We start from the raw sequence: 26,317 nt of genomic DNA on the forward strand, positions 1-26,317 counted from the left end.
GAGGGCTCCCGACGAACGACCTGAGCCGCCCTGCGAGGGCCGCCGCCGAGTGGGCCCGGAGGGTCCGCGAGAAGGTGGCGGAACGGCTCAGCTCACGGTGAGCCGCTGCCTGGCCGCGGTGCGCTGCGGAGCAGCGCAGTTTGATAGAGCGCGATTCCCGCCGCCACGCTGACGTTGAGCGACTCGGTGTCGCGGTCGATCGGGATGCGGACGACGACGTCGCACCGCTCGCGCACCAGCCGGGACAGGCCCGTGCCCTCGGCGCCGACCACCAGCGCGACCGGGTCGGCGAAACCGTCGAACTCGTGCAGGTCGACGTCGCCGTCGCCCGCCAGGCCGACCGTCATCAGACCGGCGTCCTGGTAGGAGCCGAGCGTGCGGGCGAGGTTGACCGCCCGGGCCACCGGGATCCGGGCCGCGGCGCCGGCGCTGGTCCGCCACGCGGACGCGGTCATGCCGACCGCACGACGCTGCGGGACGACGACGCCGTGCGCGTCGAACGCGGCCGCGGAGCGGACGACCGCGCCGAGGTTGCGCGGGTCGGTGACCCCGTCCAGCGCGACGATGATCGCCGGCCGGCCGGAGTCGCGGGCCAGGTCGATCAGGTCGTCGGGGTGCGCGTAGTCGTAGGGCGGGACCTGCAGGCCGATGCCCTGGTGCAGCGCACCCTGCGACATCCGGTCGAATTCGGCCTTGCCGACCTCGAGCAGCGGCAGGCCCCGGTCGGCGGCGAGGCCGAGAGCCTCGGCGATCCGCTCGTCGGTGGTGCGGTGCGTGTCGCCGGTGACGACGTACAGCGCGGTGGCCGGGATCTTGGCTCGCAGCGCCTCGACGACCGGGTTCCGGCCGAGCAGCAGCTCCGGCTGCTCCTCGGCCCGCGCACGGGCGCGGGCCCGGTCGGCGCGCTGCCGCTGCTCGGCGGCTGCCCGTCGCTGCGCCGGGTGGCCGGGCCGTGCCTCGGCCGGCGGTGTCGCACCCCGGCCGGCGAGCGAGCGGCGGTTCTTGCCGCCGGTCCCGGCGGTCGCGCGCTTCTTGCCCGCGCCTTCGCTGCGGCCGCGCCGCTGGCTGTTGCCGGCCATCAGGAGGTCAGCTCCCATCGGGGTCCCTGGGGGGTGTCCTCGACGGAGACGCCGAGGCTGGCGAGCTGGTCGCGGATCGCATCCGCGGCCGCGAAGTCCTTGCGGGCGCGGGCGGCTTGGCGCTGCTCGAGAGCCAGCGCCACGAGGCCGTCGGCCGCCCGGCTGAGCTTCTCGTCGCCGCCGACGGCGGCCCACTGCGGGTCCAGCGGGTCGAGGCCGAGCACGCCCAGCATCGCGCGCACCGAGCGCAGGGTGCCGGCGACCGCGGCGTCGTTCCCGTCGGCCAGCGCGGTGTTGCCTTCCCGGACGGTCTCGTGGACGGCCGCGATGGCCGCCGGCGTCCCGAGGTCGTCGTCGAGCGCGTTGCTGAAGTCTGCGCAGAACACGGGGGCACCCGCTGTGTCGCCCGCCCGCCCCGCCACCCCGTCGATCCCCACCCGCTCGCCCGCGCGCTTCACGAACGACTCGATCCGCCGGTAGGCCGCCGCCGCCTCCTCGAGCGCGGAGTCGGTGAACTCGATCATCGAGCGGTAGTGCGGCGTGACCAGGTAGTAGCGCAGCTCCACCGGCCGGACCCGCCGGACGACCTCGTCGACCAGCGCCGTGTTGCCCAGCGACTTGCTCATCTTCTCGCCGCCGAGGGTGACCCAGCCGTTGTGCAGCCAGTACTGGGCGAACCCGTCGCCGGCCGCCCGGGACTGCGCCTGCTCGTTCTCGTGGTGCGGGAAGCGCAGGTCCAGCCCACCGCCGTGGATGTCGAACTCCGCGCCGAGGTACTTCCCGGCCATGGCCGAGCACTCCAGGTGCCAGCCGGGGCGGCCGCGGCCCCACGGGGTGGGCCACGAGGCGGTCTCGGGCTCCCCTGGCTTCGCGGCCTTCCACAGCGCGAAGTCGCGCGGGTCCCGCTTGCGCTCGTCGGTCTCGGTGTCGGCCGCCGGCTGGAGGTCGCCGAGCATCTGGCCGGTCAGCGCCCCGTACTCGGGGAACGACCGGACGTCGAAGTAGACGTCGCCGTCGACGGCGTAGGCGTGCCCGCGCTCGATCAGCCGCTGCATGAGCTCGACCATCTCGGGGACGTGCCCGGTCGCCCGCGGCTCGTAGGTGGGCGGGAGGACGCCGAGCACGTCGTAGGCCCGGGTGCAGGCGCGCTCGAACTCGTAGGCCCACGCCCACCACGGGACGCCGTTGGCCTCGGCCTTCGTCAGGATCTTGTCGTCGATGTCGGTGACGTTGCGGACGTAGGTGACGTCGAGCCCCTGGGCGGTCAGCCAGCGCCGCAGGACGTCGAAGGCGAGCGCGGCGCGGACGTGGCCGACGTGCGGCGGGCCCTGGACGGTGAGCCCGCAGACGTAGACCGACGCCTTCCCCGGACGCAGGGGCACGAAGTCCCGGACCGCGCGGGCTGCGGTGTCGTAGAGGCGGAGGCTCACTGCGCGGAGTCTACGGACGGCGCGTCCTGGCCGTTCAGCATCGGTGGGTGCCCTGCCCGGAGACGCCACCGGCCGGGCCGTCGACGGCCCGGCCGATGACGACGGGATCAGAAGGCGTCGACGTCGAGCAGCGGCTCCTTGGTCGTATCCCCGTCGTCGCTGTTGTCCCAGCCGTCGTTCCCGGCCAGGAGCAGGGCTGCCTTGACCTGCTCCGGCGTGGCAGCGTTGGCAGCCCGGTAGAGTGCGGCCGCGCCGGCGACGTGCGGCGAGGCCATCGACGTCCCGCTGATGGTGGTGTAGCCGCCCCCCTTCCAGGTCGAGTCGATGCAGACCCCGGGCGCGACCAGGTCGACGTCGGCCCCGTGGTTGGAGAAGTCGGCGAAGGTGTCGTCCCCGTCAGTGCGGCAGGTCGGGGACCCCAGACCTCCCGGCGCGCCGTCGAAGTCCGCCAGTGCGGAGACGGTGATGACCTCGTCGTACGCGGCGGGCACGAAGCCTGCCGCATCGGCGCTGTCGTTCCCCGCCGCCACGACGTGCGTCACGCCGCCGGAGACCGACGTGCAGATCGCGTCGTGCAGTGCGTCACCCGTCGAGCACCCGGCCACCGTCGGCTCCGTCCCGGTGCCGCCGAGGCTCATGTTCGCGACCTCGATGGTGCTCCGGTTCGCGGTCACCCAGTCGACACCGCAGATGATCGAGGACCAACTGCCGCTGCCCTGGTTGTTCAGGACCCGCACCGCCCAGAGCCGGGCACCGGGCGCGACACCGACGACGCCGTCGCCGTCGTCCTCGGCGCCGATGGTCCCGGCGACGTGGGTGCCGTGGCCGTTGCCGTCGTCATAGGTGTTCTTGCCGCCGCGGACGCAGTTCTTGCCGCCGACGACGTTCAGATCGGGGTGGTCGACGTCGATGCCGGTGTCGATGACCGCCACGTCCACCTGGACACTTCCGCTGCCGTCGCCGGAGACCGTGCTCGACAGCTCGCCGTCGATGCGTGCGATCCCGGTCGGCAGGCGCTGTGCGGCGGTGCTCGCCGGTTCCCGGTTCGGCGGGGCGACGGCCGTGACCACACGATCGCGCTGGACCGACGCCACCCGGGGATCCCGCGCCACACGGGCGGCAGCCTGCTCCGACATCCGGGCGGCGTAGCCGCGGAGCGCGTGCTGGTAGAGGTGGTCGACCTGGGCGCCGTGCTGCCGGGCGTGCTCGCCGGACACCCGCTCCGGCGCCTGGCCGGGCTGGAGGGTCACGATCCAGGCGCCCGGGATCGCGCCCGGTCCGGCAGGGGGGACCTGCGCGTTCGCGGGAGCGGCGAGCAGCGCCAGGGACGTGGAGGCGAGTGCCGCCGCGGCGAGCAGGCGTGAACGGGCGGAGCCGGGCATGAGGCCTCTTCGGTGGGTGAAGGCAGCCCCGGACTCACCGGAACGCGACCGGCGGCGAGGGCGGCAGCTGAGGAGCAGGTGGTGCCGGACGGCAGGCGGCGAGCTCTCGATGGTGACGCCGGCAACAGTGTGCGGCCGCCGAGCCGCCCAGACCAGCACTCGGCGCATCCCGACCGCAGGTGTCGAACCGGGCCAGCGACGGTCAGGCCGTCCGCACCACCAGGGCGGTGGCCACCGCGGCCCGCCCCTCGCCCCGGCCGGTGAGCCCGAGCCCGTCGGTGGTGGTGGCGGTCACGCTGACCGGTGCGCCCAGCGCGGCGGAGAGCACCGCCTCGGCCTCCCCTCGCCGGGGCCCGAGCCTCGGGGTGGTCGCGATCAGCTGGACCGAGGCGTTGCCGACGTGCCAGCCCTCGCGCGCCAGGACCTCCCGGACGTGCTCCAGCACCGCCGGTCCCGTCACGCCGGCCCAGCGCGGGTCGTCGGTGCCGAGCAGACCGCCGATGTCGCCGAGGCCGGCGGCCGACAGCACCGCATCGGTCAGCGCATGGGCGACGATGTCGCCGTCGGAGTGACCGGCGCAGCCGTCGACCCCGGGCCATTCCAGGCCCGCCAGCCGGCACGGCCTCCCCGGCTCGATCGGGTGGACGTCGGTGCCGATGCCGACCCGCAGGCTGGCGGCGGTCACCGGCGCACCTGCGCCTCGGCCAGCACCAGGTCGTGCGGGACGGTGATCTTGGCGGCGCGCTCGTCGCCGGGGACGGTGTGGACGCGGACGCCGGCGGCGCGCACGACGGCGGCGTCGTCGGTGAGTTCGGTGCCGTCAGGGAGCGCCGCGTAGGCGGCGATCAGGGCGGCACGGTCGAAACCCTGCGGCGTCTGCACCCGGCGCAGGGTGGCACGGGGCAGCGACCCGGTGACGACGCCGCCGTCGTCGACCACCACGGTGGTGTCGACGACGGGCAGGACCGGGACGACGGCGGGTGCGCCGGCGGCGAGCGCCGCCACCACCCGGGCGACCACCCCAGGTGGGGTGAGCGGCCGCGCGGCGTCGTGGATCAGGACGACGTCGGCGTCCCCGGCGGCGGCCAGCCCGGCGCGGACGGAGGCGGTGCGGCTGGCCCCACCGTCGAGGAGGCGCACCTCCGTGGGCAGCACCGCAGCGAAGGCGGCGCGGTCAGCGGCCGGCACGGTGACGACGACGTCGGCCACGCCTGCGGCGAGCAGGCCCTCGACCGCCCAGCTGACCAGGGGCCGCCCGGCGAGCGGCACCAGTGCCTTGGGGCGGTCGGCCCCCAGACGCGAACCGCTCCCGGCCGCTGCGACGATCGCGACAGCGTGCACGGGAGTGGTCCGGTTCGTTCTGAGGAGGTGGCCAGCTCAGCTGGCGAGGACCTCGTCGAGCAGGACCTCGGCCTTGTCCTCGTTGGTGCCCTCGGCGAGTGCCAGCTCGCTCACCAGGATCTGGCGGGCCTTGGACAGCATCCGCTTCTCGCCGGCGGAGAGCCCCCGGTCCTTGTCGCGGCGCCACAGGTCGCGGACGACCTCGGCAACCTTGTTCACGTCGCCCGAGGCCAGCTTCTCGAGGTTGGCCTTGTAGCGGCGCGACCAGTTCGTCGGCTCCTCGGTGTGCGGGGCGCGGAGCACCTCGAACACGCGGTTGAGCCCTTCCTGACCGACGACGTCACGGACGCCGACGATCTCTGCGTTGTCGGCCGGCACACGCACGGTGAGGTCGCCCTGGGCGACCTTCAGCACGAGGTAGGCCTTCTCTTCGCCCTTGATCGTCCGCTTCTCGATCGCCTCGATGAGCGCGGCACCGTGGTGCGGGTAGACGACGGTCTCGCCGACAGTGAAGCCCATGTGGATGTGACCCCTTTCGCTCCCCCTAGGTTAGCACGGCAGACTGACCAGCGGATCCGACCCGGGCAGTAAATCTGCAGGTCAGAGCCCTGATCGATGGACCCGGAGGGGTTGACACAGCGTGATTGATGTGCCTGCGGGGGCCTCCAGGCGACTTGCGGCCGCGCGCGCGCTGGCGCTCGCGACGCACCCGGGACCGACGGTCGCGGTCACCACCGTCGCCACCGTCATGGGGATCTCCGCGGGTCTCCCCGCCGGCCGGGCAGCCCTGCTCTGCGCCGCTGTCCTCGCAGGTCAGGCGTCCATCGGCTGGAGCAACGACTGGCTGGACGCCGACCGTGACCGCGCCGTGGCGCGGCCGGACAAGCCGGTGGTGCAGGGGGCGGTGACGCCGGGGACCCTGCGCCGGGCGGCCCTCCTGGCGGCGGGCACGGCCGTCGTCCTCTCCTTGCTCCTCGGCCTGGTCCCCGGTCTGCTGCTGCTGCTCCTCGTCGCCAGCGGCTGGGCCTACAACGCCGGCCTCAAGCGAACCGTGTGGTCCGGCGCCGGGTACGTCGTCGGGTTCGGCGCCCTCCCCGCCGGGGTGGTCGCCGCCGCACCGGGCGAGGCGGCCGCCCCGTGGTGGCTGGTCGCCGCCGGCGCCGCCCTGGGAGCCGCCGCACACCTGGCCAACGTCGCCCCCGACCTGGAGGACGATCTGGCCACCGGCGTCCGCGGCCTCCCGCACCGGCTCGGCGCCCGGAGGTCGGCGGTGTCCGGGGCACTGCTGCTCGCCGCGGCGTCCCTGGTGCTGGTGCTCGGCCCGGCCGGCGACCCCACCGCCTCCGGGTGGGTCGCCCTGGCGCTCGCGGCCCCGGCGGCCGCCGTGGCCGCTCTCTCGGGCACACCCCGCTTCCGGGAGCTCGCCTTCCCTGCCGTGATGCTGCTGACCGTGCTCGACGTCGTCCTGCTGGTGGCCGGCGGGGCGACGCTCACCTGATCCGCCCCGGTCGTCGAGGCCGCACCGCCGGCCTCGCGGAGAGGGACGCGCGACCGGCACCGCTCCCTGCGGGCGGCGCGCTGGAGCGACCGTTAGGCTCGGGGGGTCTCCGTGCCACCGACCCCCGGTGGCCGGCACGGTCCTGCTGGAGGTCGACGGCTGTGAACCGCGCTCTGCGCGCCGCCACCATGGGCGTTCTGCTCTTCTCCCCCGTCGCGCTCGCCGCGTGCAGCGCGGGGCAGGTCACGCAGACCGCCACGCAGCTGCGCGACCAGCGGGGCGCGATGGCGGAGGTCGGTGACCTGAACCTGCGCGCGATCACCCTCGCGAGTCCCGAGGACGGCGTGTACGAGGCCGGCGACGACGCCACGGTGCAGTTGGCCATCGCGAACCCCGGCAACGAGGACGACACCCTGACCGGTATCTCCGGCGAGGGCTTCGACGAGGCGGTCGTCGAAACCCCCGACGGCAGCGGCTCCGGGTCCGAGGACCTGGAGATCCCGGCCGGGTCGACGGTGTTCGTGGGCGCCGAGGACGGACCCACGATCACCCTCGCCGGTCTCGACGAGGAACTCACGACCGGCGAGGCCGTCGACCTGCAGCTCACCTTCGAGAACGCCGGCGAGGTGACCGTGCGGGCCGTGGTGACCACCCCCGACGAGGTGCTCGAGCGTGGCGAGGGCTTCGACTTCCACCACGAGGAGGCGGAGGGCGCCGACGAGGAGGCCGAGGGCGCCGGCGAAGCCCACGGCTGACCCGGACTGCTGACCGGCGCCCGCCGGTCGGCGTCCGTTCCCGGGAACTGTCGGTACCGGCAGCTAGCGTCCTCGACGTGCCGTCCCCCGCAGTGAAGTCCGCTCGTCCCGCCCACCGCTGCACCGAGTGCGGTTACGCCTCGGCCAAGTGGGTCGGCCGCTGCCCCGAGTGCCAGGCCTGGGGCACCCTGCAGGAGAGCGGCGCCCCGACGACCGGCCTGCGGGCGGTCTCGGCCGGTCAGGTGAGCGCGCCCGCCCGCCCCATCGCGCAGGTCGAACTCGCGGGCGCCCAGGCGGTCCCCACGGGCATCCCGGAGTTCGACCGCGTCCTCGGCGGTGGGCTGGTGCCGGGTGCGGTGCTGCTCGTCGCCGGTGAACCGGGCGTCGGAAAGTCCACCCTGCTGCTGGAGGTCGCGCAGCGGGTCGCGGCGACGAACGGCCCGGCCCTGGTGGTGTCCGGCGAGGAGTCCGCCGGCCAGGTGCGGCTGCGCGCCGAGCGGATCGGTGCGCTGCACGATCAGCTCTACCTCGCCGCCGAGACGGAACTGTCGGCAGTGCTCGCCCACGTCGAGGCGGTGAACCCCTCGCTACTGGTCCTGGACAGCGTGCAGACCGTCCGCTCACCGGCCGTCGACGGCACCGACGGCGGGTCCACCCAGGTACGCGCCGTGGCGTCCGCGCTGACCGGGGTGGCCAAGACCCGCGGCATGACCACCATCCTCGTCGGCCACGTCACCAAGGACGGCGCCATCGCCGGCCCACGCACTCTCGAACACCTGGTCGACGTGGTGATCTCCTTCGACGGCGAACGGCACTCCACCCTGCGCATGGTGCGGGCAACGAAGAACCGCTTCGGCCCGGCCGACGAGATCGGCTGCTTCGAGATCGGCGACAGCGGTGTGGTCGGCGTGCCCGACCCGTCCGCACTGTTCGTCTCACGGCGAGCCGATCCGGTGCCCGGCAGCTGCGTCACCGTCACCCTGGAGGGGAGCCGGCCACTGCTGGCGGAGGTCCAGGCCCTCGTCGCCAGCACCGGTGGTGGAGGGTCCCCCCGGCGGGCGGTCAGCGGGCTGGACTCGCAGCGCGTCGCCATGGTCAATGCCGTGGTGGAGCGGCGGGGCCGCGTCAAGCTGGCCGACGCCGACGTGTTCGCCGCCTCGGTCGGCGGGGTCCGGATCGCCGAGCCCGCGGCCGACCTGGCCCTCGCGCTGGCGATCGCGTCAGCGGCGAAGGACACCCCGCTGCCGGCCGGGATGGTCGCCCTCGGCGAGGTGGGGCTCTCCGGCGAGATCCGCCGAGTGGGGGGTACCGGGCGCCGGCTGGCCGAGGCCGCCCGCCAGGGCTACCGCTCCGCGCTGGTCCCGCCGGACGCCGGCTCCGCACCCCCCGGCATGCGGTTGATCGAGGTGCCCGACCTGGGCGCGGCCTTTCACCGCCTCTTCTGAGCCCGTAAGGTCTCGTATCACGGCCCCGCCACGGGCTGTCCGTACCCGAGCGCGTCCGGGCCACCACCCGGGCACGTAGACTCAGCCGCCGTACCACTCGACCGTCAGGAGCGCTCGTGCCCGCCGCCGTGGACCCCGAGGTCGCGCTGCGCGAACTCCTCGGTCGCATCGCTCCGGGGACGGCACTGCGCGACGGCCTGGAGCGCATCCTGGCGGGCCGCACCGGCGCGCTGATCGTCCTCGGGTACGACCGGGTGGTGGAGTCGCTGTGCACTGGCGGGTTCGCTCTGGACGTGGCCCTCTCGGCTACCCGCCTCCGTGAACTCGCCAAGATGGACGGCGCGGTGATCGTCTCCTACGACGGAACCCGGATCGTGCGGGCCGGTGTCCACCTCATGCCCGACCCGACGGTGCCCACCGAGGAGTCGGGCACCCGGCACCGGACCGCGGAGCGGGTCGCCGTGCAGACCGGCTTCCCGGTCATCTCGGTGAGCCAGTCGATGCACATCATCAGCGTGTACGTCGCTGGACGCCGGTACACGCTGGAACATCCCACGACGATCCTCGCCCGCGCCAATCAGGCCCTCGCGGCGCTCGAGCGGTACAAGCTGCGCCTCGACGAGGTCGCCAGCACGCTGTCGGCGCTGGAGATCGAGGACCTGGTCACGGTGCGCGACGCGATGAGCGTCAGCCAGCGGCTGGAGATGGTGCGGCGCATCGCCGATGAGATCGAGGGCTTCGTCGTCGAGCTCGGCACCGATGGGCGGCTGCTGGCCCTCCAGCTGGACGAGATGCTCGCCGGGGTGGAGGAGGACCGCGGGCTCCTCGTGCGCGACTACCTCCCGCCGACCGGCCGCCGGCCGCGCACCATCGACCAGGTGCTGACCGACCTGCGGGCACTCACGGCCACCGAGCTGCTCGACCTGTCGGCCGTGGCGCGGTGCTACGGGCTCCCCACCTCCCCCGACGCCCTGGACTCCCCCGTCAGCCCGCGCGGGTACCGCCTGCTGGCGCGGGTGCCCCGGCTGCCGGCGGGCATCATCGACCGGCTCGTGACCCACTTCGGCGGGCTGCAGAAGCTGCTGGCGGCCACCATCGAGGACCTGTTGGCGGTCGAGGGCGTCGGCGAGGCACGGGCCCGCGGCATCCGCGAGGGGCTGTCCCGGCTGGCCGAGACCTCGATCCTCGACCGCTACAGCTGACCCGTGGGACCTCGCGAGCGGAAAGGGGCGGAGCCCCGCCCTGGGTACGGCCGGCGAGTCATGGCCACCTTGCTGATCATGGCTGCTGCGATTGCCGTGGGGATCGTTCTGGCGTACGCCTCGTGGTCGGTCCTGGGTCCGCTGCTGGCCGGTCGGCCCGGGGTGCTGCAGGGGACGGTGGGCGCGGTGTGCGGAGCGGTCGCCGCCGCTCCCACCGTACTGCTGCTGTCCGCGCGGACGCGTCGCTGGGTGCTGGTGCCGACGATGTGCTGGCTCCTGGCGGCGGCGGTGCTCTTCCTGTGGGCCGTGCCGTTCCGCCGCGGGGACATCGAAGGCAGGGCGGCCTTCCTCGCGGAAGCCGGCATGTACGTGCCCTTCTCCGTGCTGGTCTTCTTCGCCATCGCGATCGTCCTCCTCCGTCAGGTACCGGACGAAGGCTTCCGCCCGATGACACAGTGGCTCGAGCGGGATCCACCCGCCCGGGAGCGGACCCGCAGACGCGGCAGGTAGCCGCGCAGCTCCACCGGCGTGAGTGGCCGGCCCCGCGCCTAGCCGAGGACGATCGGGGCGTCGCCGGAGACCTTCGTGTCGAGCCGGCCACGTAGGACGTACTCCCCCGGCGCCGGGTTCACCCGCGGCGCCGTGCAGGTGGGCTCGCTGGTCAGCCCGCCCCAGACGATCGGGAACACCACCGCCTCGCCGGGCGCGAGGGTCCGCTGGTCACTGCTGCTCTCCGGGAAGCAGTCGTTGCTTCCCCACACGCGGGTGCGGGCGGCATCCACCATCACCAGCTCCTGCAGTTGCTTGTCCAGCGCCCGGACGCACGGCACCGAGGCGGTGTTCACCACGACCAGTTCGAACGTCGGCTTGGTGCCCACGGCGACCTGACCGGGCGTACGCACCTCCAGGCCCAGCATGTCGTCGGTGCACGGCCCGCCCGGGGTGGGTCCGGCCGGGGCAGGGTCGCCGACCGGCGCCGGTGCCGCCGGAGCGGGGGCCGGCGCAGTGGCCGGCGTCCGGAGTTCGGACACCGTGGGCACCACGCGCTCCAGCGCGGGCAGCTCGGCGGGCTCCGCCGTGCCGGTCGCCGCCGCTCCACCGGCTCGGGGCCCCGCGACCAGGCTCACTGCCAGCCAGGACGCCCCGCCGAGGACGACGAGGAGGACGACGAGCACGGTCAGCCGTCGCCGCCAGTAGACGGCGGCGGGGAGTGGGCCGACCGGGTGCAACACGCCGGGAACGCTAGTGCGCCCGGTGCGGACTGGTCCGATCGGCACGCCGCACGCCTCGCACGGCAGACTGGCTGCCCGTGACCGGTTCTTCCCGCGCCGCCGCGGCGCCTCCGGTCGGCGAGGTGCTCGTCGACTGGTACGCGACCGCCGCCCGGGATCTGCCGTGGCGGGCACAGGGGGTGGCGCCCTGGGCCGTCCTGGTCAGCGAGGTCATGCTCCAGCAGACCCCCGTGGCCCGCGTGGAGCCCGTCTGGCGCTCCTGGATGGCCCGGTGGCCCACCCCGGCCGATCTGGCCGCCGCACCGCCCGCCGATGTCATCCGCGCCTGGGGCAGACTCGGCTACCCGCGGCGCGCCCTGCGGCTGCGGGAGGCGGCCGCCGCCATCGCCGAACGCCACGGGGGCGTGGTGCCCGACGACGTCGCCGCCCTGGAGGCGCTGCCGGGCATCGGCACCTACACCGCCCGGGCGGTGGCGTGCTTCGGGTACGGGCAGCGGCAGCCTGTCGTCGACACCAACGTCCGTCGGGTCGTCACCCGGCTGGTGCACGGTCGGGCGGAGGCGGGCAACGCCCGCGCCGCGAATCTGCCCGACGTCGCCGCCCTGGCGCCGCAGGACGACGCCCGCGCGGTGCGCTTCTCCGTGGCGGTCATGGAACTGGGCGCCCTCCTCTGCGTCGCCGGGACACCGCGGTGCGGGGGCTGCCCGGTGCGGGACCGCTGCGCCTGGCGGCTGGCCGGGTATCCGCCGCACGAAGGCCCCCGGCGGCCGGTGCAGAAGTTCGCCGGCACCGACCGGCAGGTCCGCGGCCGGCTGCTCGACGTGCTCCGGGCCGCCGACGCCCCCGTGACCGTCGAGGCGCTGGCGGCCACCTGGGACGACGCGGTCCAACGCAGCCGATGCCTGGACTCGCTGCTCATCGACGATCTGGTCGAGCAGACCCCCGACGGTCTGTTCACCCTGCCCGCCTAGCGCGCGACCGTGGTCCAGCCAGGGCGGACATGACGAAGGGGCCGTCCCCGCCGAAGCGGGAACGGCCCCTGTCGTCGTGCCGGACGGGATCACTCGGCCTTGGCGGCCGGGCCTCCCTCGTCGCCCTCGGCGCCCGAGAGGGCGACCGGCGGGGTGTCGGGCAGGTCGAGCGGCTTCGGCTCGCCGCGGAAGGTGAACTTCTGCGCGGGTCCCTCGGCGTCGTCGACATCCACCACGACGATCTGACCGCTGGTCAGCTCGCCGTAGAGGATCTTCTCGCTCAACGCGTCCTCGATCTCGCGCTGGATGGTCCGGCGCAGCGGCCGGGCACCCAGGACGGGGTCGAACCCGCGGGCCGCCAGCAGCTGCTTCGCCGCCGGGGTCACCTCGATCGCCATGTCCTTGTTCTTCAGCTGGGTCTCCAGGCGAGCGAGCATGAGGTCCACGATGTGGACGATCTCTTCCTCGGTCAGCTGGTGGAACACGACGATGTCGTCGATGCGGTTGAGGAACTCCGGCCGGAAGTGCTGCTTGAGCTCCTCGTTGACCTTGAGCTTCATCCGCTCGTAGTTGCTCGTCGAGTCGTTCCCGGCCTGGAATCCGAGGCCCACGGCCTTCGAGATGTCCCGGGTACCGAGGTTGGTGGTGAGGATCAGGATCGTGTTCTTGAAGTCCACGATCCGGCCCTGACCATCGGTGAGCCGGCCATCCTCGAGAACCTGCAGCAGCGTGTTGAACACATCTGCGTGCGCCTTCTCGATCTCGTCGAAGAGGACCACCGAGAACGGCTTGCGCCGCACCTTCTCGGTCAGCTGGCCACCCTCGTCGTAACCGACGTAACCGGGAGGCGCACCGACCAGACGCGACACGGTGAACTTGTCGTGGAACTCACCCATGTCGATCTGGATCAGCGCGTCGTCCTCACCGAAGAGGAACTGCGCGAGCGCCTTGGCCAGCTCGGTCTTACCGACACCCGAGGGGCCGGCGAAGATGAACGAACCACCGGGACGGCGCGGGTCCTTGAGGCCCGCCCGCGTGCGCCGGATCGCCTGCGAGACGCTCTTGATGGCCTCTTCCTGACCGATGATCCGCTTGTGGAGCTCGTCCTCCATGCGGAGCAGACGGGTGGTCTCCTCCTCGGTGAGCTTGAAGACGGGGATGCCGGTCCAGTTGGCCAGCACCTCGGCGATCTGCTCGTCGTCGACCTCGGCGACGACGTCCATGTCGCCGGCCTTCCACTGCTTCTCGCGCTCGGCCTTCTCGCCCAGCAGCTGCTTCTCGGTGTCGCGCAGCGACGCGGCCTTCTCGAAGTCCTGGGCGTCGATCGCCGACTCCTTCTCGCGGCGCACGGCCGCGATCCTGTCGTCGAACTCGCGCAGGTCCGGCGGCGCGGTCATCCGCTTGATCCGCATCCGGGCGCCGGCCTCGTCGATCAGGTCGATCGCCTTGTCCGGCAGGAAGCGGTCGGAGATGTACCGGTCGGCCAGCGTCGCGGCAGCCACCAGCGCGCTGTCGGTGATGCTGATCCGGTGGTGGGCCTCGTAGCGGTCCCGCAGACCCTTGAGGATCTCCACGGTGTGGGCGAGGGTCGGCTCGCTGACCTGGATCGGCTGGAAGCGGCGCTCGAGGGCCGCATCCTTCTCCAGGTGCTTGCGGTACTCGTCCAGCGTGGTGGCACCGATGGTCTGCAGCTCACCACGGGCGAGCATCGGCTTGAGGATGCTGGCGGCGTCGATCGCGCCCTCGGCCGCACCGGCCCCGACGAGGGTGTGGATCTCGTCGATGAACAGGATGATGTCGCCGCGGGTGCGGATCTCCTTGAGGACCTTCTTGAGCCGCTCCTCGAAGTCACCGCGGTAGCGGCTACCCGCCACCAGGGCCCCGAGGTCCAGCGTGTAGAGCTGCTTGTCCTTCAGCGTCTCGGGCACCTCGCCCTTGACGATGGCCTGCGCCAGCCCCTCGACGGCGGCGGTCTTGCCGACGCCGGGCTCGCCGATGAGGACCGGGTTGTTCTTGGTGCGGCGGGACAGCACCTGCATGACCCGCTCGATCTCCTTGGCCCGCCCGATGACCGGGTCGAGCTTCTGGTCGCGAGCGGCCTGGGTGAGGTTCCGGCCGAACTGGTCGAGCACCAGGGAGGTCGACGGCGTGCCCTCGGCGGGGCCGCCGGCCGCGGCCGGCTCCTTGCCCTGGTAGCCGGAGAGCAGCTGGATGACCTGCTGGCGGACGCGGTTGAGGTCGGCGCCGAGCTTCACCAGGACCTGGGCGGCGACGCCCTCGCCCTCGCGGATCAGGCCGAGCAGGATGTGCTCGGTGCCGATGTAGTTGTGGCCGAGCTGCAGCGCCTCGCGCAGCGACAGCTCCAGCACCTTCTTCGCCCGCGGGGTGAAGGGGATGTGACCGGAGGGGGCCTGCTGCCCCTGGCCGATGATCTCCTCGACCTGCTGGCGGACGCCCTCGAGCGAGATGCCCAGGGATTCCAGTGCCTTGGCAGCGACGCCTTCACCCTCGTGGATCAGGCCCAGGAGGATGTGCTCGGTGCCGATGTAGTTGTGGTTGAGCATCCGGGCCTCTTCCTGGGCCAGGACGACGACACGGCGGGCTCGGTCGGTGAACCGTTCGAACATCTGCTGCTTCTCCTCTGACCGGCTGGTCCGGCGCTGCCCTCCCCCGATATGGAGAGGAGCACCCGACGTCCGTCGGCGCGCGGGGGCACCGGTCTTTCCACTGTAGTCGCGGACCACGCCGCCCCGTCGTCGTGCGACGGTGCGGTGGATGGCTGCCCGGTGCAACGGCCCCCGGTGAGGTGGTGTTCCGCGCCGGTTACGCCGTGAGCGGACGACGGCGAAGGCCCCGGCAAGCGGAGCTTCCCGGGGCCTTCGCCGTCGTCCCGGGCGGAGCCCGGGTGGTTCTTGCTGGAGGAAGAGGATCAGCCCGCCGGAGGCGGTCCGCTCCTCAGCGGCAGCTGCGTCAGTGCGCGGCCTCGTAGGCCTCGACGACGCTGGCCGGGATGCGGCCGCGGTCGCTGACCGCATGGCCGTTCTTGCGCGCCCAGTCACGGATGGCACCGGCCTGCTCCCGGTCCATGCGGCCACCGCCACCGGTGGCCCGGGAGCGGCCACCGCCGGAGGCGCGCGTGCCGCGGCCCACCTTCCGCGCCGCAGAGACGTATCGGGCGAAGGCGTCGCGCATTTCCTGGGCGTTCTTCTCCGCGAGATCGATCTCGTACGACGTACCGTCGAGCGAGAAGCTCACGGTCTCGTCGGCCGGGAGATTCTCGTCGAGGTCGTCGCTCAGGATGACCTGGACCTTGCGCGCCATTCGTTCCTCGCTTTTCGCAGTGGCCCGGGAGCCGGTCGGAAATAGCACCCGACGGGTGCGGGAGCTATTAGATCACAAGTCCCAGCCATTCGGTGATGACGGAGAGCCGTCACCCGTTTATTGAAACCCGGCGGGGTCGGCTGACGTCAGTAACCAATTGGCCTGACCAGCGGAAAGAGGATCGTCTCCCGAATTCCGAGCCCCGTGAGTGTCATCATCAAGCGATCCATGCCCATCCCCATACCACCGGTAGGTGGCATGCCGTATTCGAGCGCCTCGAGGAAGTCCTCGTCGAGCGCCATGGCCTCGGGGTCGCCGGCCGCGGCGAGCGCGGCCTGAGCGGTGAACCGCTCGCGCTGCACGACCGGGTCGACCAGCTCGGAGTAGGCCGTGGCCCGCTCGATCCCGCCGATGTAGAGGTCCCACTTCTCGGCGACCCCGGGGGTCGAGCGGTGCGCGCGGGTGAGCGGCGAGGTGTCCACCGGGTAGTCGATGACGAAGGTCGGCGCCTGCAGCGTGTGCTGCACCAGCGCCTCGAAGATCTCCTCGACCAGCTTGCCGTGGATCCAGGCCGGGTCGACGCCGACCTCGTGCCGCTCGGCCAGCTCCCGCAGCCGCTCGATCGGAGTCCCGGGGGTGACCTCCTCCCCCACCGCCTCCGACACCGCTGCGAAGAGCGGGATCTGCGGCCACTCGCCCGACAGATCCACCTCGGTGCCGTCGTGGTGCCGGGCCACGTGGTCGCCGAACAGCGCCTCCGAGCACTCCTGGATCAGCTCCCGGGTGACCGTCGCCATCACCTGGTAGTCGGCGTAGGCCTGATAGGCCTCCAGCATCGCGAACTCCGGTGAGTGCGAGCTGTCGGCGCCCTCGTTGCGGAAGTTGCGGTTGATCTCGAACACCCGGTCCAGGCCGCCGACGATGCACCGCTTGAGGAACAGCTCGGGGGCGATGCGCAGGTAGAGGTCCAGGTCGAAGGCGTTCATGCGGGTCCGGAACGGCCGGGCGGCCGCGCCGCCGTGCACGGTCTGGAACATGGGGGTCTCGACCTCGAGGTAGCCCCGGGCGGCGAGGCCGGCCCGCAGCGTCGACATCACGGTGGCCCGCTGGCGCACCGTGCGCCGCGCCTCGTCGCGCACGATGAGGTCGACGTACCGGCGGCGGACCCGCAGCTCTTCGCTCATCGGCTTGTGCGCCACCGGGAGCGGCCGCAGCGCCTTGGCGGTGAGCTGCCACGCGTCGGCGAACACCGAGAGCTCGCCGCGGCGCGACGTCCCGACCTCGCCCTCGACGAACACGTGGTCACCGAGGTCGACGTCGGACGTCCAGGCGGCGAGAGCCTCCTCGCCCACGCGGTCGCGGGAGAGCATCGCCTGGAGTTCGGCGTCGCCCTCGCGCAGCGTCGCGAAGCACAGTTTGCCGGTGTTGCGGACGAAGATCACCCGGCCGGTCACGCCGACCCGTTCGCCGGTCATGGTGTCCGGCTCCAGCTCGGGGTGGGCGGTACGGACGCCGGCGAGCGTGGTGGTGCGGGGCACGGTGACCGGGAACGGGTCGATGCCCGACTCGCGCAGCCGGTCGAGCTTGGCCCGCCGGACCCGCATCTGCTCGGGGAGCTCCTCCGCGCCGGTGTCGTCGCTGGCGGGGCCGTTCGGTCCTTCGTCGGTCACGGGGGCCCAGCCTACGGGGCGCCCACCCGCCGCTCGGCGGACTGCTGCCGCTCGAAGGCCAGCCGCAGCCCGTGCACCGTCAGGTCCGGCTCGCGCTCCCCGATGGTGCGGCAGCTGCCGACCACCACGGGGGCCAACCCTCCGGTGGCGACGACGACCGGTGCGGTACCGAACTGGGTGACGATCTCCGCCGCGATCCGGGCGACCAGCCCGTCGACCAGGCCCGCGAACCCGAGGACCAGCCCGGACTGCAGCGCGGCCACCGTGTTCTTGCCGATGGCCTGGGCAGGGCAGGTGAGCTCCACCGACCGCAGCTGGGCGGCCCGGCTGGCCAGTGCGTCGAGGCTGACCTCGACGCCCGGGGCCAGCGCGCCGCCGAGGAACTGCCCGCCCGGTCCTACGGCATCGACGTTGGTCGAGGTGCCGAAGTCGACGACGACCACCGGGCGGCCGCCGTCGGCCGTCCGGCCGAACATCTCGTGGGCGGCCAGCGCCGTGACGACGCGGTCGGCACCGACCTCGCGTGGGTTGTCGACGTGCAGCGGGACCCCGGTGCGCACACCGGGGCCGATCAGCACGACCGGCACCTCGAGGAAGTCCAGCAGCTGGCGCAGCGACGGCAGCAGCGCGGGGACCGTCGAGCAGGCGGCGACGCCGCTGACCTCGGTGTCGCGGAGCAGGCCGCGCCACACCATCCGCAGCTCGTCGGCGGTGGCGCGGGGCGCGGTGGTCACCCGCCAGGAGCCCACCAGCCGGTCGCCGTCGAAGGTGGCCAGGACGGTCTGGCTGTTGCCGACGTCGACGGTCAGCAGCACGGGAGGACCCAGCCGGTCACCGGACCGGTACGCCGAGCGGAAGGACCTCGTCCTGCCCTCCGCTCGCACGCTCGCGAGGGAACCCGGGACGAGGCCGGAAGTCGGAAGCTGTCGAAGGGCTGCGCTGCTGGTCGGGGGCACCGGGTACCGGGGCCGACGGGTCCCCGCCGAGCTCGACGACGCGGTTGGCGCCGTCGACGTGGACGACCTTGGGGAGGTAGCTCTTCGCCTCGGTCTCGTCCATGACGCCGTAGCTGATCAGGATCACCAGGTCGCCGGGATGCACCAGGTGGGCGGCCGCGCCGTTGATGCCGATGACGCCGGTGCCGCGCTCGCCGGGGATCACGTAGGTCTCCAGCCGGGCGCCGTTCGTGACGTCGACGATCGCGACCTGCTCGCCGGGCAGCAGGTCGGCGGCGTCGAGGAGATCCTCGTCGATGGTCACCGAACCCACGTAGTGCAGGTCGGCCTGGGTGACCGTGGCGCGGTGGATCTTGGACTTGAGCATCGTGCGCATCATCGGGTCTCTCCCAGTCTCACGCGGGTGTTGTCGAGGAGTCGGGTGCTGCCGGCGCGGACGGCGACCAGCAGGCGGACGCTGCCGGCGACGGGTGCCGGGCCGAGATCGGCGTCGGTGAGCTCCAGGTAGTCCAGGACGAGCTCGGGGGCGGTCGCCAGCACCTCGTGGGCAGCGGCGAGGACGGCGTCGGCTCCCTGCGGTCCGGCGTCGACGCCCGCCTGCAGTGCCCGGTACAACGTGGCGGCCGTGCGGCGCTGTTCCGGGTCGAGGTAGCGGTTGCGGGAGGACAGCGCCATGCCGTCGTCCTCACGGACGGTGGGGACGCCGTTGACACCCACCCGCAGGGCGAGTTCCCGGGACATGGCGCGGATGAGGACCAGCTGCTGGTAGTCCTTCTCCCCGAAGAACGCCTCGTCGGGGCGGACCAGGCCGAAGAGCTTGGCGACGACGGTGAGCACGCCGGCGAAGTGGCCGGGGCGCACGGCCCCTTCGAGCACCGAGCCGAGCGGGCCGGGGTCGACGGTCACACCCAGCGCGCAGGACCCGTAGACGTCCTGGACGCCGGGGCGGAAGACCACGTCGGCGCCTTCCTCGGCCAGCGCGGCGAGGTCGGCGTCCCAGGTGCGCGGGTAGCGGTCGAAGTCCTCGCCGGGGCCGAACTGCGTCGGGTTGACGAAGACGGAGACGACGACGCTGTCGCACTGCTGCCGGGCGGCGCGGACCAGGGTGCGGTGCCCCTCGTGGAGCGCCCCCATGGTGGGTACCAACGCCACCCGGCCGGGCAGCTCGGCACGCAGTCGCAGCAGGTCCCGCCCGGTCTCGGCGACGGTCGGGGTGGTGCGCAGGTTCATCGCGAGCCCGCGGGGTCGTCGGTGCGGGCCGTGGTCGGGGTGGTGGGGTGGGCTGACCGGCACAGCAGGTCGAGCAGCGGCGCGGCCTCGTGCGCCTTGAGCCGGCCGGCGGCGAGCGTGCGCTCCGCGGTGCGCTGCGCCATGGCCACGTAGGCGGCCACCGAGTCCGGGGCGCGCTCGGCGAGCATCGTCAGGTGGTGGGCGACGGTGCCGGCGTCCCCCCGGCTGACCGGCCCGGTGAGCCCCCGGTCGCCCCGCCGCAGTCCGTTGTCGAGGGCAGCGGTGAGCAGCGGGGCGAGCACCCGGGCCGGATCGGCCACGCCGGCGGTGCGCAGCAGGTCCGTCGCCTCGGCCACCAGCGTGACCAGGTGGTTGGCGCCGGTGACCAGGGCGGCGTGGTAGAGCCCGCGGTCGGCCTCGGCCACGAAGAACGGCTCGCCGCCCATCTCCAGGACCAGGGTCTCGGCCACGGGCCGGTGCTCCGGGCGACTGGTCACGCCGAAAGGCGCGCCGACGAGCCGCTCGGCGTCCTCGGCGGCGCCGGTGAAGGTCATCGCCGGGTGCAGGGCGAGGGCGAGGACCCCGGCCCGCTCGGCGGGGGCGAGGACGGCCAGACCGTGCGCCCCGGAGGTGTGGAAGGTCAGCTGGCCGGCCCGCCAGGCGCCGGTGTCCGCGAGCCCGGCGACCAGGCCCGGGAGGGTGTCGTCGGGGACGGCCAGGACGACCAGGTCGGAGGCGGCGACGACCTCGTCGGCGGGGACGAGAGGGGCGCCGGGGAGCAGTCGTGCGGCCCGATCGGCGGAGGCGGTGGAGAGGCCGGAGGCGGCGACCACGTCGTGGCCGGCGGCGGCGAGGGCGGCGCCCAGGACGGCGCCGACGCGACCGGCGCCGATCACCCCCACCCGCAGGCGGGCGGGCGCGGAGGAGGCCGCCGGCAGTCCGGCGGCGCGGACGGTCCTGCGGGCAGCAGGCATCGATGCACCTCTCGTTCCAGTCCCGGGCGGGTACCGGACGTCGGGCGCGATCTCCGCCATCGGAGACCGCGGTGGGTCGTACGGGTGGAGCGTCGGCCGGCGCCCGCTGCAACCGGATGTGTCACGCGGGCGTCGTGCCGAGGGCGAGTGTTGCGACCAGTGTGCGTCCTCGCAACGTCTGGTTGCTGTGGCGTGGCTCACGTGCGGCCGGAGACCCCGGCGATCGGGGCGCCACCACGCCGTCCTACCGTGACGGCCGGCACATCGTCGAGGGAGGCACCGTGCACACGTTCGAGGGACGCACCGCTCTGGTCACCGGCGGCAGCCGGGGCATCGGCCTGGGTATCGCCCGCAGCCTGGTCGACCGGGGGGCCCGGGTCGTGCTCACCGCCCGCAAGCCCGACGCCCTCGCCGAGGCGGTCGAGTCGCTCGGCGGCCCCGAGGTGGCCGTCGCCGTCGCGGGCAACGCCGGTGACCCGGAGCACCGGGCGGCGGCGGCGCGCACGGCGGTCGAGACGTTCGGCAGCCTGGACGTGCTGGTCGGCAACGTCGGCATCAACCCTGCCTACGGGCCGCTGATGGACCTGGACCTGGACGCCTGCCGCAAGATCCTGGACACCAACGTCGTCGCCGCGCTCGGCCTGGTGCAGCAGGCCTGGCGGGCGTGGATGTCCGAACACGGTGGCTCGGTGCTCTTCGTCGCCTCGGTCGCCGGGCTCCGCTCGTCGCAGGAGATCGGCGCGTACGGCGTCAGCAAGGCCGCGCTGATCAACCTGACCACCCAGCTGGCCGTCGAGCTGGCGCCCAGGGTGCGGGTGAACGCGGTGGCCCCGGCGGTCGTGAAGACCCGGTTCGCCGGGGCGCTGTTCGAGGGCCGGGAGGCCGAGGTGGCGCAGGCCTACCCGATGGCCCGCCTGGGGACGCCGGAGGACGTGGGTGAGGCCGCGGCCTACCTGCTGGGCGACGGCGCCGGGTGGGTCACCGGGCAGACGCTGGTGCTCGACGGCGGCGGGCTGTCGCGCGGCCCGCGCTGATCCGGTTCAGTCCCGGCCGAGGACCCGCGCCAGGACGTCGTCGGACTCCCCGTCCTCCCGGTACCGCCGCCGGCGACGGCCACCGGAGGACGGGCTGACGCCGTTCTCGGCGAGGATCTGGGCCAGCCGGTCGGAGGTGTCCTGACCCGACGCCCGGCCGGCGTCGGCCGGCTGCGGCGCGGCCCACGACGGCGTCACGGCGGGGTGCTGCGTCGTCGGCGCGAACGCGCCCGGCACCGGCGGCTCGAGAGCGTCGTCGGAGCGCCGACGGCGGGGGACGTCCTCCATCCGGGGAGGCGTGGGCGGGTCGAGCGACGACCGGGCGGCCAGCCACTCCACCGGTGACCGGGGAGCGGCGGCCGGCGGCGGCTCCGCCGCGGGCGGGACCGCGGGCGAGGCAACCGTGCGCGGTGGCATCGGCGGCAACCCGTCGGGCACGTGCCGCGACCGGACGGACCCCAGGTACGGGTCGTCCTCGTGTGCGGCCGCCCGGTCGTGCCGGTCGAAGGCCGGGGAAACGGGCTCGGGAGCCGACGGGCGGGGCGGCACCGGCGGACGCGGTGCGGCCGGCGGCGGGCCTGGCGTGGTGGCGCGTGCGGGCGGGGGGGTGGCCGGGAACGCGGTGGTGGCCGGCGGTGCCGGCGTGGACCAGGTGCTGGTGTGGACCTGCTGGTACCGCTGGGCCTCGCGCGGTTCGTCCAGCCGGATCGCCGGCCATCCCCCGGTCAGCTCCCGCGGGGGCGCCTCGTCGCTCCACGGAGCGCTCCCGTCCAGGACGCGGGCGGGCCCGTCGAGCCGACTCGCCTCCCCCGGCAACCGGCTGGCCTGCGTGCGCATGACGATCCGCTCGACGAGCATCTCGCTGGACAGCTGCTCGGCGAGCTCGGCGCGGAGCCGGCCCATGTCCTCCCGCAACGCCGCCAGCTGATCCAGCTCCGACCGCAGGCCCGCCAGGGCGGCGACGTCGTCCCGGAGGGCCGCCACCCGGGCGACCTCGTCGCGCAGCCCGCCGAGCGCGGCGAGGTCGCCGCGCATGCTGGACACGCGCGCCACCTCGTCGCGCAGGTCCGCGAGCGCCGCGATGTCCCCACGGAGCGCCGCGAGTTCGTCGCGCATCGAGTCCTCGGTCTCGCGGCGCAGCTCGTTCTCCAGCTCGAGCTCGTACTCGCGGCGCCCGGCGACCTCGCGCTCGATCTCCAGCTCGTAGGCCCGGCGCAGCTCGGCCTCGCGGGCGGCCGCGCGCACCCGGTCGGTGTCGCGCCGCCCGGCTGCGAAGGTGGCGAGCACGAAAGCCCAGGCCACGGCGACGACGGCGACGCGGAGCAGCTGCTCGTTGTCGGTGAGGAAGACCGCCAGCGTGGCGCCCACGGCGAGGGCGAAACCACCGGCCTGCAGCAGCATCCGGGGGCCTCGAGCGGCCGGGCCGCGGTCGACGTCGTCGTCCTCGCGGCGGGGCATGGCCCCAGGGTAGCGACGAGCGGCGTTCACGGGGAGCATCCGCGCCCGTGCCGACCGTGGTCGCGGATGCCACAGTGCTGCAGTGACTCTCTCGCTCCTCGACTGGCGCCGCCAGGTCTCCGCCCTCTACACCGCGGTACGCGACACCGCCGATCCCGAAGCCGGCTGGCGCCGATGGCGGGAGGGGCGCGAGGAGCTGTTCGCCGGCCATCCGCAGTCACCGCTCGACGCCGCCGCACGGGCCGCGTTCACCGGACTCCCGCACGCGGTGTACGACCCCTCGCTGCGCTTCGAGCCGTCGGTGGAGCCGGTGGCACCGCTGCGGCGCGAGGTGCCGACAGCTGCCGACGGCGTGGTGCCCCTGGAGCGGATCGGCGCGGTGACGCTGCCGGGCGTGGGCCGCCTCGACGTCTGGTGGGTGGCGCTCTACGGCGGCGGCGTGTTCCTGCCGCTGCGGGACGGCAGCGCCGGGCACACCACGTACGGCGGGGGCCGCTACCTGCTGGACACCGTCAAGGGCGCCGACCTGGGCGGCGACGGCGACCGGCTGGTGGTGGACCTCAACTTCGCCTACCACCCGTCCTGCGCCTACGACCCGCGCTGGTCCTGTCCGCTGGCCCCGGAGGGCAACCGGGTCGGCCGCGCCGTCGCCGCCGGGGAGCTGCTGCCCCCCGGCGGCTGGCACCGGTGAGATCCTGGAACGGCCCCCGTGCAGGGCCCCGACGCGAGCCTGCGAGCGGTGGGGGGCACGGGGGTCCTTCTACTGGGCGAGGGCACCGTCGGAGCTGAACACCAGGCCGAGGGAGACCTCGCCCTGCTGGAGGGCGGCCTTCGTCAGCGGCCCACCGGCGTCGAGCTCCCGGAAGCTCTCGAACTCAAGGCCGTAGGTCTCTTCGAGGCCCGGCTGGCAGAACGGCCGCTCCGGGCACTCGCCGGGGCCGCCGAGCACCAGGGACCCGTCGCCACAGGCCTCGGCGAGCTCGGAGAGGGTGCTCACCCCCAGCTCGTCGGCGAAGGCCTGGGTGACGGCGAAGGCGTTCTGGTCGGCTGCCTCGGAGGGCTCGCCGAACACCAGCCCGGCCTCCTCGGCCAGCGGCATGAGCGCCTCGACCGTCGCGTCGACGTCGCCGGAGGCGACCTGGGTGGTGTCGTCGCCCTCGATGAACTCCGTGGCGGTCGAGAGGTACTCCGGGAACACCTGGATCTCACCGCGCTGCAGCGCCGGCAGGTACAGCTCGCGGTTGCCGACCTCCTGCACCGAGGCGTCGAAGCCCGCGGCGTCGAGCACGTCGGCGTAGATCGTGGCCAGGATCGTGGACTCGGTGAAGTTGGCGCCGCCGACCACGACGGTGCCGCTGCCCTGCTCCAGGGTGGCGGTGTCGATGTTCTCCTCGACCCACGCGGCGGCGACGTCCTCGGCGCTCTGCCGCTGGACGTCCACGGCGGCGTTCATCTCCACCAGCTCGTCGGTGGTGAGCGCCTCGGACACGGCGTCGAGGGCGGGCAGCAGGGCGGGGTTGGCCGCGGCGGTGGCCGCGTTCACCGCCGGGATGACGTTGTCCGGGTTCTGCAGCTTCTGGTCGTCCTCGAGGACCACCAGCTGGTCGCCGGGGACCGGGGCGCAGGCGTCGCCGGAGGCCGCCGTCTCGCCGCCACCTCCCCCGCCGGTGCCCGAGGAGCCCGACTCACCGCAGGCCGCGGTGAGTGCCACCGCGACGGCGAACGGAGTGATGTACCGGATGCGTGCGCGCATGTCGTGACGCCCCGCCTTCTGTGTCCCGTGGCAGCCGGCTGCCACGCGTGTCTGGCGGGAATTCCCGCAGCGCCCATGCAACCTGGCCGACCGGTTGCGTGCAACCGAGGCCGGGACCTGTTGTGCTTCCGTTACCGGACCCGCGGCTACCGCGGTCGCGCGACCACGGCCTGTCCGGAGTCGCTCGCCGTCCGTACGCGCGGGAGGGGCCAGCGGCGCCTGGGCCCGGGCGTCACGGCCCAGGCGAGGGCGGCGAGCACCGCCTCGGTGAGCACCGCCAGGAGCGCGACCAGGATCGCGCCGGCGAGCACCGCCCCGTAGTTCTGCTGGGCGAACGCCAGGGTGATGATCCGCCCGAGGCCGCCGCCGGCGACCAGGGCCGCGAGCGTCGCCGTCGCGACGACCTGCACCGCGGCCGTCCGGACGCCGGTCATCATCAGCGGCGTCGCCAGCGGCAGTTCGGCGCGCAGGATCACCTGCCGGGCGTTCATGCCCATGGCCCGGGAGGCCTCGACGATGTCGCGGTCGACCGAGCGAAAACCGACGTAGGTGTTGGTGAGGATCGGCGGGACCGCGAACACGGCCAGGGCGATCGTCGTCGCGGTGGGTCCGAAGCCGATCGGCGTGACCGCGAAGATCGTGAGCAGCGCCAGTGTCGGGACGGCGCGGGAGACGTTGGACAGCGCCACGGTGAAACCGCCGCCGCGGCCGGTGTGCCCGAGCAGCATGCCCACCGGCAGGGCGAGCACCATCGCGGCCAGCACCGCGGAGGCCGAGATCTGCAGGTGCTCGACGAGCAGGTCCAGGATGCCGCCGTCGCGGGTCCAGTTGTAGGGGTCGTTGAGGTAGCGGAGCGCCTCCTGGACCAGGTTCATGCGCGGGCCCGCCTGGCCCACGGGGTGAGCAGGCGCTCGGCTCCGGCCAGCAGCAGGTCGGCCAGCAGGGCCAGCAGCACGCATCCGACGGCGCCGGTGACGATCTCCGCGCGGTAGAAGTTCGCGTTGAACCCGCCGACGATGAGCTGGCCCAGGCCCCCGTGGCCGACGATGACGCCGACCGTGGTGAGCGCGACGGTGGACACGGTGGCCACCCTGAGCCCCGCCATGAACGCCGGCAGCGCCAGCGGCAGCTCGACCTGCCACAGCAGCCGGCCCGCTCCGTAGCCCATCCCCCGCGCCGCTTCCCGCACGTCGGCCGGCACCGACTGCAGCCCGGCCAGGAAGTTCCGGACCAGGATGACCAGCGTGTACAGGACCAGCCCGATCAGCACCGTCGTCGCGGACAGGCCGGTGAACGGCGCGACGAAGGCGAACATGGCCAGCGACGGGATGGTGTAGATCAGCGTCGACAGGCCGAGCACCGGCCCGGCGAGCCACCGGCTGCGCCGCGCCAGGAGGGCCAGGGGCAGCGCGATGAGCGCCCCCAGCAGGACGGCGGCGACGGTGAGCCTGACGTGCTCGGCCAGGTAGCCCACAATGGAGTCCCAGTTCGACGTCACGTAGGACGGGTCGAACCACGGGTTCGGCGCCGCATCGACCGCGAGCGCGTTCCGGCTCGCCGCGCTCAGCACCGGGCGCCCCGAAGGA

General features: G+C 73.6%; 26 protein-coding genes. 8 read left to right on the top strand and 18 right to left on the bottom strand.

Annotation, left to right across the window (positions count from 1 at the left end; translation table 11 throughout):
- Positions 1 to 92: 92 nt before the first annotated feature.
- The 6 genes from rlmB to QOZ86_RS12255 all read right to left on the bottom strand — a co-directional run bounded on the left by rlmB (position 93) and on the right by QOZ86_RS12255 (position 5,751).
- Positions 93 to 1,097 carry a 23S rRNA (guanosine(2251)-2'-O)-methyltransferase RlmB gene (gene rlmB / locus QOZ86_RS12230; RefSeq protein ID WP_284492243.1) on the bottom strand — a complete coding sequence of 335 codons (1,005 nt, stop codon included), beginning with the start codon at positions 1,095 to 1,097 and terminating at the stop codon, positions 93 to 95.
- Positions 1,079 to 2,509 (bottom strand): cysteine--tRNA ligase, encoded by a 1,431-nt coding sequence (gene cysS / locus QOZ86_RS12235; RefSeq protein WP_284492244.1) that lies wholly within the window; start codon positions 2,507 to 2,509, stop codon positions 1,079 to 1,081. The genes rlmB and cysS overlap by 19 nt, the downstream gene beginning before the upstream one ends.
- Before the next feature lie 107 nt (positions 2,510 to 2,616).
- On the bottom strand, positions 2,617 to 3,891 hold the full coding sequence (locus QOZ86_RS12240; protein ID WP_284492245.1) for a S8 family peptidase: 1,275 nt from the start codon (positions 3,889 to 3,891) through the stop codon (positions 2,617 to 2,619).
- Positions 3,892 to 4,093: 202 nt separating this feature from the next.
- The gene (gene ispF / locus QOZ86_RS12245; RefSeq protein ID WP_284492246.1) at positions 4,094 to 4,576 is read right to left on the bottom strand and encodes a 2-C-methyl-D-erythritol 2,4-cyclodiphosphate synthase; all 483 of its coding nucleotides are present in this window, start codon (positions 4,574 to 4,576) and stop codon (positions 4,094 to 4,096) included.
- Positions 4,573 to 5,232, bottom strand: coding sequence for a 2-C-methyl-D-erythritol 4-phosphate cytidylyltransferase (gene ispD / locus QOZ86_RS12250; RefSeq protein ID WP_284492247.1), 660 nt, complete (start codon positions 5,230 to 5,232; stop codon positions 4,573 to 4,575). Before ispD ends, ispF begins: the two co-directional genes overlap by 4 nt.
- Before the next feature lie 36 nt (positions 5,233 to 5,268).
- The gene (locus QOZ86_RS12255; RefSeq protein WP_091929357.1) at positions 5,269 to 5,751 is read right to left on the bottom strand and encodes a CarD family transcriptional regulator; all 483 of its coding nucleotides are present in this window, start codon (positions 5,749 to 5,751) and stop codon (positions 5,269 to 5,271) included.
- 130 nt (positions 5,752 to 5,881) lie between these two features.
- Here QOZ86_RS12255 and QOZ86_RS12260 point away from each other — a divergent pair, with 130 nt between their 5' ends.
- From QOZ86_RS12260 to QOZ86_RS12280, 5 genes are all read left to right on the top strand, one after another.
- Positions 5,882 to 6,730, top strand: coding sequence for a UbiA family prenyltransferase (locus QOZ86_RS12260; RefSeq protein WP_284492248.1), 849 nt, complete (start codon positions 5,882 to 5,884; stop codon positions 6,728 to 6,730).
- Positions 6,731 to 6,891: 161 nt separating this feature from the next.
- Positions 6,892 to 7,485 (top strand): copper chaperone PCu(A)C, encoded by a 594-nt coding sequence (locus QOZ86_RS12265; protein WP_284492249.1) that lies wholly within the window; start codon positions 6,892 to 6,894, stop codon positions 7,483 to 7,485.
- A 77-nt stretch (positions 7,486 to 7,562) separates the two neighbouring features.
- Positions 7,563 to 8,930 (top strand): DNA repair protein RadA, encoded by a 1,368-nt coding sequence (gene radA / locus QOZ86_RS12270; RefSeq protein ID WP_284492250.1) that lies wholly within the window; start codon positions 7,563 to 7,565, stop codon positions 8,928 to 8,930.
- A gap of 116 nt (positions 8,931 to 9,046) precedes the next feature.
- Positions 9,047 to 10,132, top strand: a complete 1,086-nt coding sequence (gene disA / locus QOZ86_RS12275; RefSeq protein ID WP_284492251.1) for a DNA integrity scanning diadenylate cyclase DisA — start codon at positions 9,047 to 9,049, stop codon at positions 10,130 to 10,132.
- A 78-nt stretch (positions 10,133 to 10,210) separates the two neighbouring features.
- Positions 10,211 to 10,642, top strand: a complete 432-nt coding sequence (locus QOZ86_RS12280; RefSeq protein WP_284492252.1) for a hypothetical protein — start codon at positions 10,211 to 10,213, stop codon at positions 10,640 to 10,642.
- A 38-nt stretch (positions 10,643 to 10,680) separates the two neighbouring features.
- On the opposite strand, the gene QOZ86_RS12285 is transcribed toward QOZ86_RS12280, so the two are convergent.
- Positions 10,681 to 11,364, bottom strand: coding sequence for a MucR family transcriptional regulator (locus QOZ86_RS12285; RefSeq protein WP_284492253.1), 684 nt, complete (start codon positions 11,362 to 11,364; stop codon positions 10,681 to 10,683).
- A gap of 77 nt (positions 11,365 to 11,441) precedes the next feature.
- Between QOZ86_RS12285 and QOZ86_RS12290 the strand changes: the two genes are divergently transcribed.
- Positions 11,442 to 12,335 (top strand): HhH-GPD family protein, encoded by an 894-nt coding sequence (locus QOZ86_RS12290; RefSeq protein WP_284492254.1) that lies wholly within the window; start codon positions 11,442 to 11,444, stop codon positions 12,333 to 12,335.
- Positions 12,336 to 12,424: 89 nt separating this feature from the next.
- On the opposite strand, the gene QOZ86_RS12295 is transcribed toward QOZ86_RS12290, so the two are convergent.
- From QOZ86_RS12295 to QOZ86_RS12325, 7 genes are all read right to left on the bottom strand, one after another.
- The gene (locus QOZ86_RS12295) at positions 12,425 to 14,962 is read right to left on the bottom strand and encodes an ATP-dependent Clp protease ATP-binding subunit (protein ID WP_284492255.1); all 2,538 of its coding nucleotides are present in this window, start codon (positions 14,960 to 14,962) and stop codon (positions 12,425 to 12,427) included.
- 343 nt (positions 14,963 to 15,305) lie between these two features.
- Positions 15,306 to 15,656 (bottom strand): histone-like nucleoid-structuring protein Lsr2, encoded by a 351-nt coding sequence (locus QOZ86_RS12300; RefSeq protein WP_284492256.1) that lies wholly within the window; start codon positions 15,654 to 15,656, stop codon positions 15,306 to 15,308.
- A 146-nt stretch (positions 15,657 to 15,802) separates the two neighbouring features.
- Positions 15,803 to 17,326, bottom strand: coding sequence for a lysine--tRNA ligase (gene lysS / locus QOZ86_RS12305; RefSeq protein WP_284492257.1), 1,524 nt, complete (start codon positions 17,324 to 17,326; stop codon positions 15,803 to 15,805).
- Positions 17,327 to 17,337: 11 nt separating this feature from the next.
- Complete coding sequence (locus QOZ86_RS12310) at positions 17,338 to 18,141, bottom strand: type III pantothenate kinase (RefSeq protein WP_284492258.1); 804 nt, start codon at positions 18,139 to 18,141, stop codon at positions 17,338 to 17,340.
- Between the two features lie 16 nt (positions 18,142 to 18,157).
- Positions 18,158 to 18,649: an aspartate 1-decarboxylase gene (gene panD / locus QOZ86_RS12315; RefSeq protein WP_284492259.1), complete on the bottom strand. Its 492-nt coding sequence runs from the start codon at positions 18,647 to 18,649 to the stop codon at positions 18,158 to 18,160.
- An 8-nt stretch (positions 18,650 to 18,657) separates the two neighbouring features.
- Positions 18,658 to 19,512: a pantoate--beta-alanine ligase gene (gene panC, locus QOZ86_RS12320; RefSeq protein ID WP_284492260.1), complete on the bottom strand. Its 855-nt coding sequence runs from the start codon at positions 19,510 to 19,512 to the stop codon at positions 18,658 to 18,660.
- The gene (locus QOZ86_RS12325; RefSeq protein ID WP_284492261.1) at positions 19,509 to 20,486 is read right to left on the bottom strand and encodes a Rossmann-like and DUF2520 domain-containing protein; all 978 of its coding nucleotides are present in this window, start codon (positions 20,484 to 20,486) and stop codon (positions 19,509 to 19,511) included. The genes panC and QOZ86_RS12325 overlap by 4 nt, the downstream gene beginning before the upstream one ends.
- Before the next feature lie 281 nt (positions 20,487 to 20,767).
- On the opposite strand from QOZ86_RS12325, the gene QOZ86_RS12330 reads away from it, so the two are divergent.
- On the top strand, positions 20,768 to 21,520 hold the full coding sequence (locus QOZ86_RS12330) for an SDR family oxidoreductase (RefSeq protein WP_284492262.1): 753 nt from the start codon (positions 20,768 to 20,770) through the stop codon (positions 21,518 to 21,520).
- Positions 21,521 to 21,526: 6 nt separating this feature from the next.
- Here the strand turns inward: QOZ86_RS12330 and QOZ86_RS12335 are convergent, their stop codons facing one another.
- Positions 21,527 to 22,978, bottom strand: coding sequence for a DUF6779 domain-containing protein (locus tag QOZ86_RS12335; RefSeq protein WP_284492263.1), 1,452 nt, complete (start codon positions 22,976 to 22,978; stop codon positions 21,527 to 21,529).
- 82 nt (positions 22,979 to 23,060) lie between these two features.
- On the opposite strand from QOZ86_RS12335, the gene QOZ86_RS12340 reads away from it, so the two are divergent.
- The gene (locus QOZ86_RS12340; protein WP_284492264.1) at positions 23,061 to 23,669 is read left to right on the top strand and encodes a DUF1684 domain-containing protein; all 609 of its coding nucleotides are present in this window, start codon (positions 23,061 to 23,063) and stop codon (positions 23,667 to 23,669) included.
- A 69-nt stretch (positions 23,670 to 23,738) separates the two neighbouring features.
- Here the strand turns inward: QOZ86_RS12340 and QOZ86_RS12345 are convergent, their stop codons facing one another.
- The 3 genes from QOZ86_RS12345 to QOZ86_RS12355 form a co-directional block, all read right to left on the bottom strand.
- Positions 23,739 to 24,731 (bottom strand): glycine betaine ABC transporter substrate-binding protein, encoded by a 993-nt coding sequence (locus tag QOZ86_RS12345; RefSeq protein ID WP_284492265.1) that lies wholly within the window; start codon positions 24,729 to 24,731, stop codon positions 23,739 to 23,741.
- A gap of 146 nt (positions 24,732 to 24,877) precedes the next feature.
- On the bottom strand, positions 24,878 to 25,606 hold the full coding sequence (locus QOZ86_RS12350; protein ID WP_284492266.1) for an ABC transporter permease: 729 nt from the start codon (positions 25,604 to 25,606) through the stop codon (positions 24,878 to 24,880).
- Positions 25,603 to 26,301, bottom strand: coding sequence for an ABC transporter permease (locus QOZ86_RS12355; protein ID WP_284492267.1), 699 nt, complete (start codon positions 26,299 to 26,301; stop codon positions 25,603 to 25,605). The genes QOZ86_RS12350 and QOZ86_RS12355 overlap by 4 nt, the downstream gene beginning before the upstream one ends.
- Positions 26,302 to 26,317 lie beyond the last annotated feature (16 nt).

Source organism: Blastococcus capsensis, assembly GCF_030165005.1.
Taxonomy (GTDB): Bacteria; Actinomycetota; Actinomycetes; order Mycobacteriales; family Geodermatophilaceae; genus Blastococcus; species Blastococcus capsensis.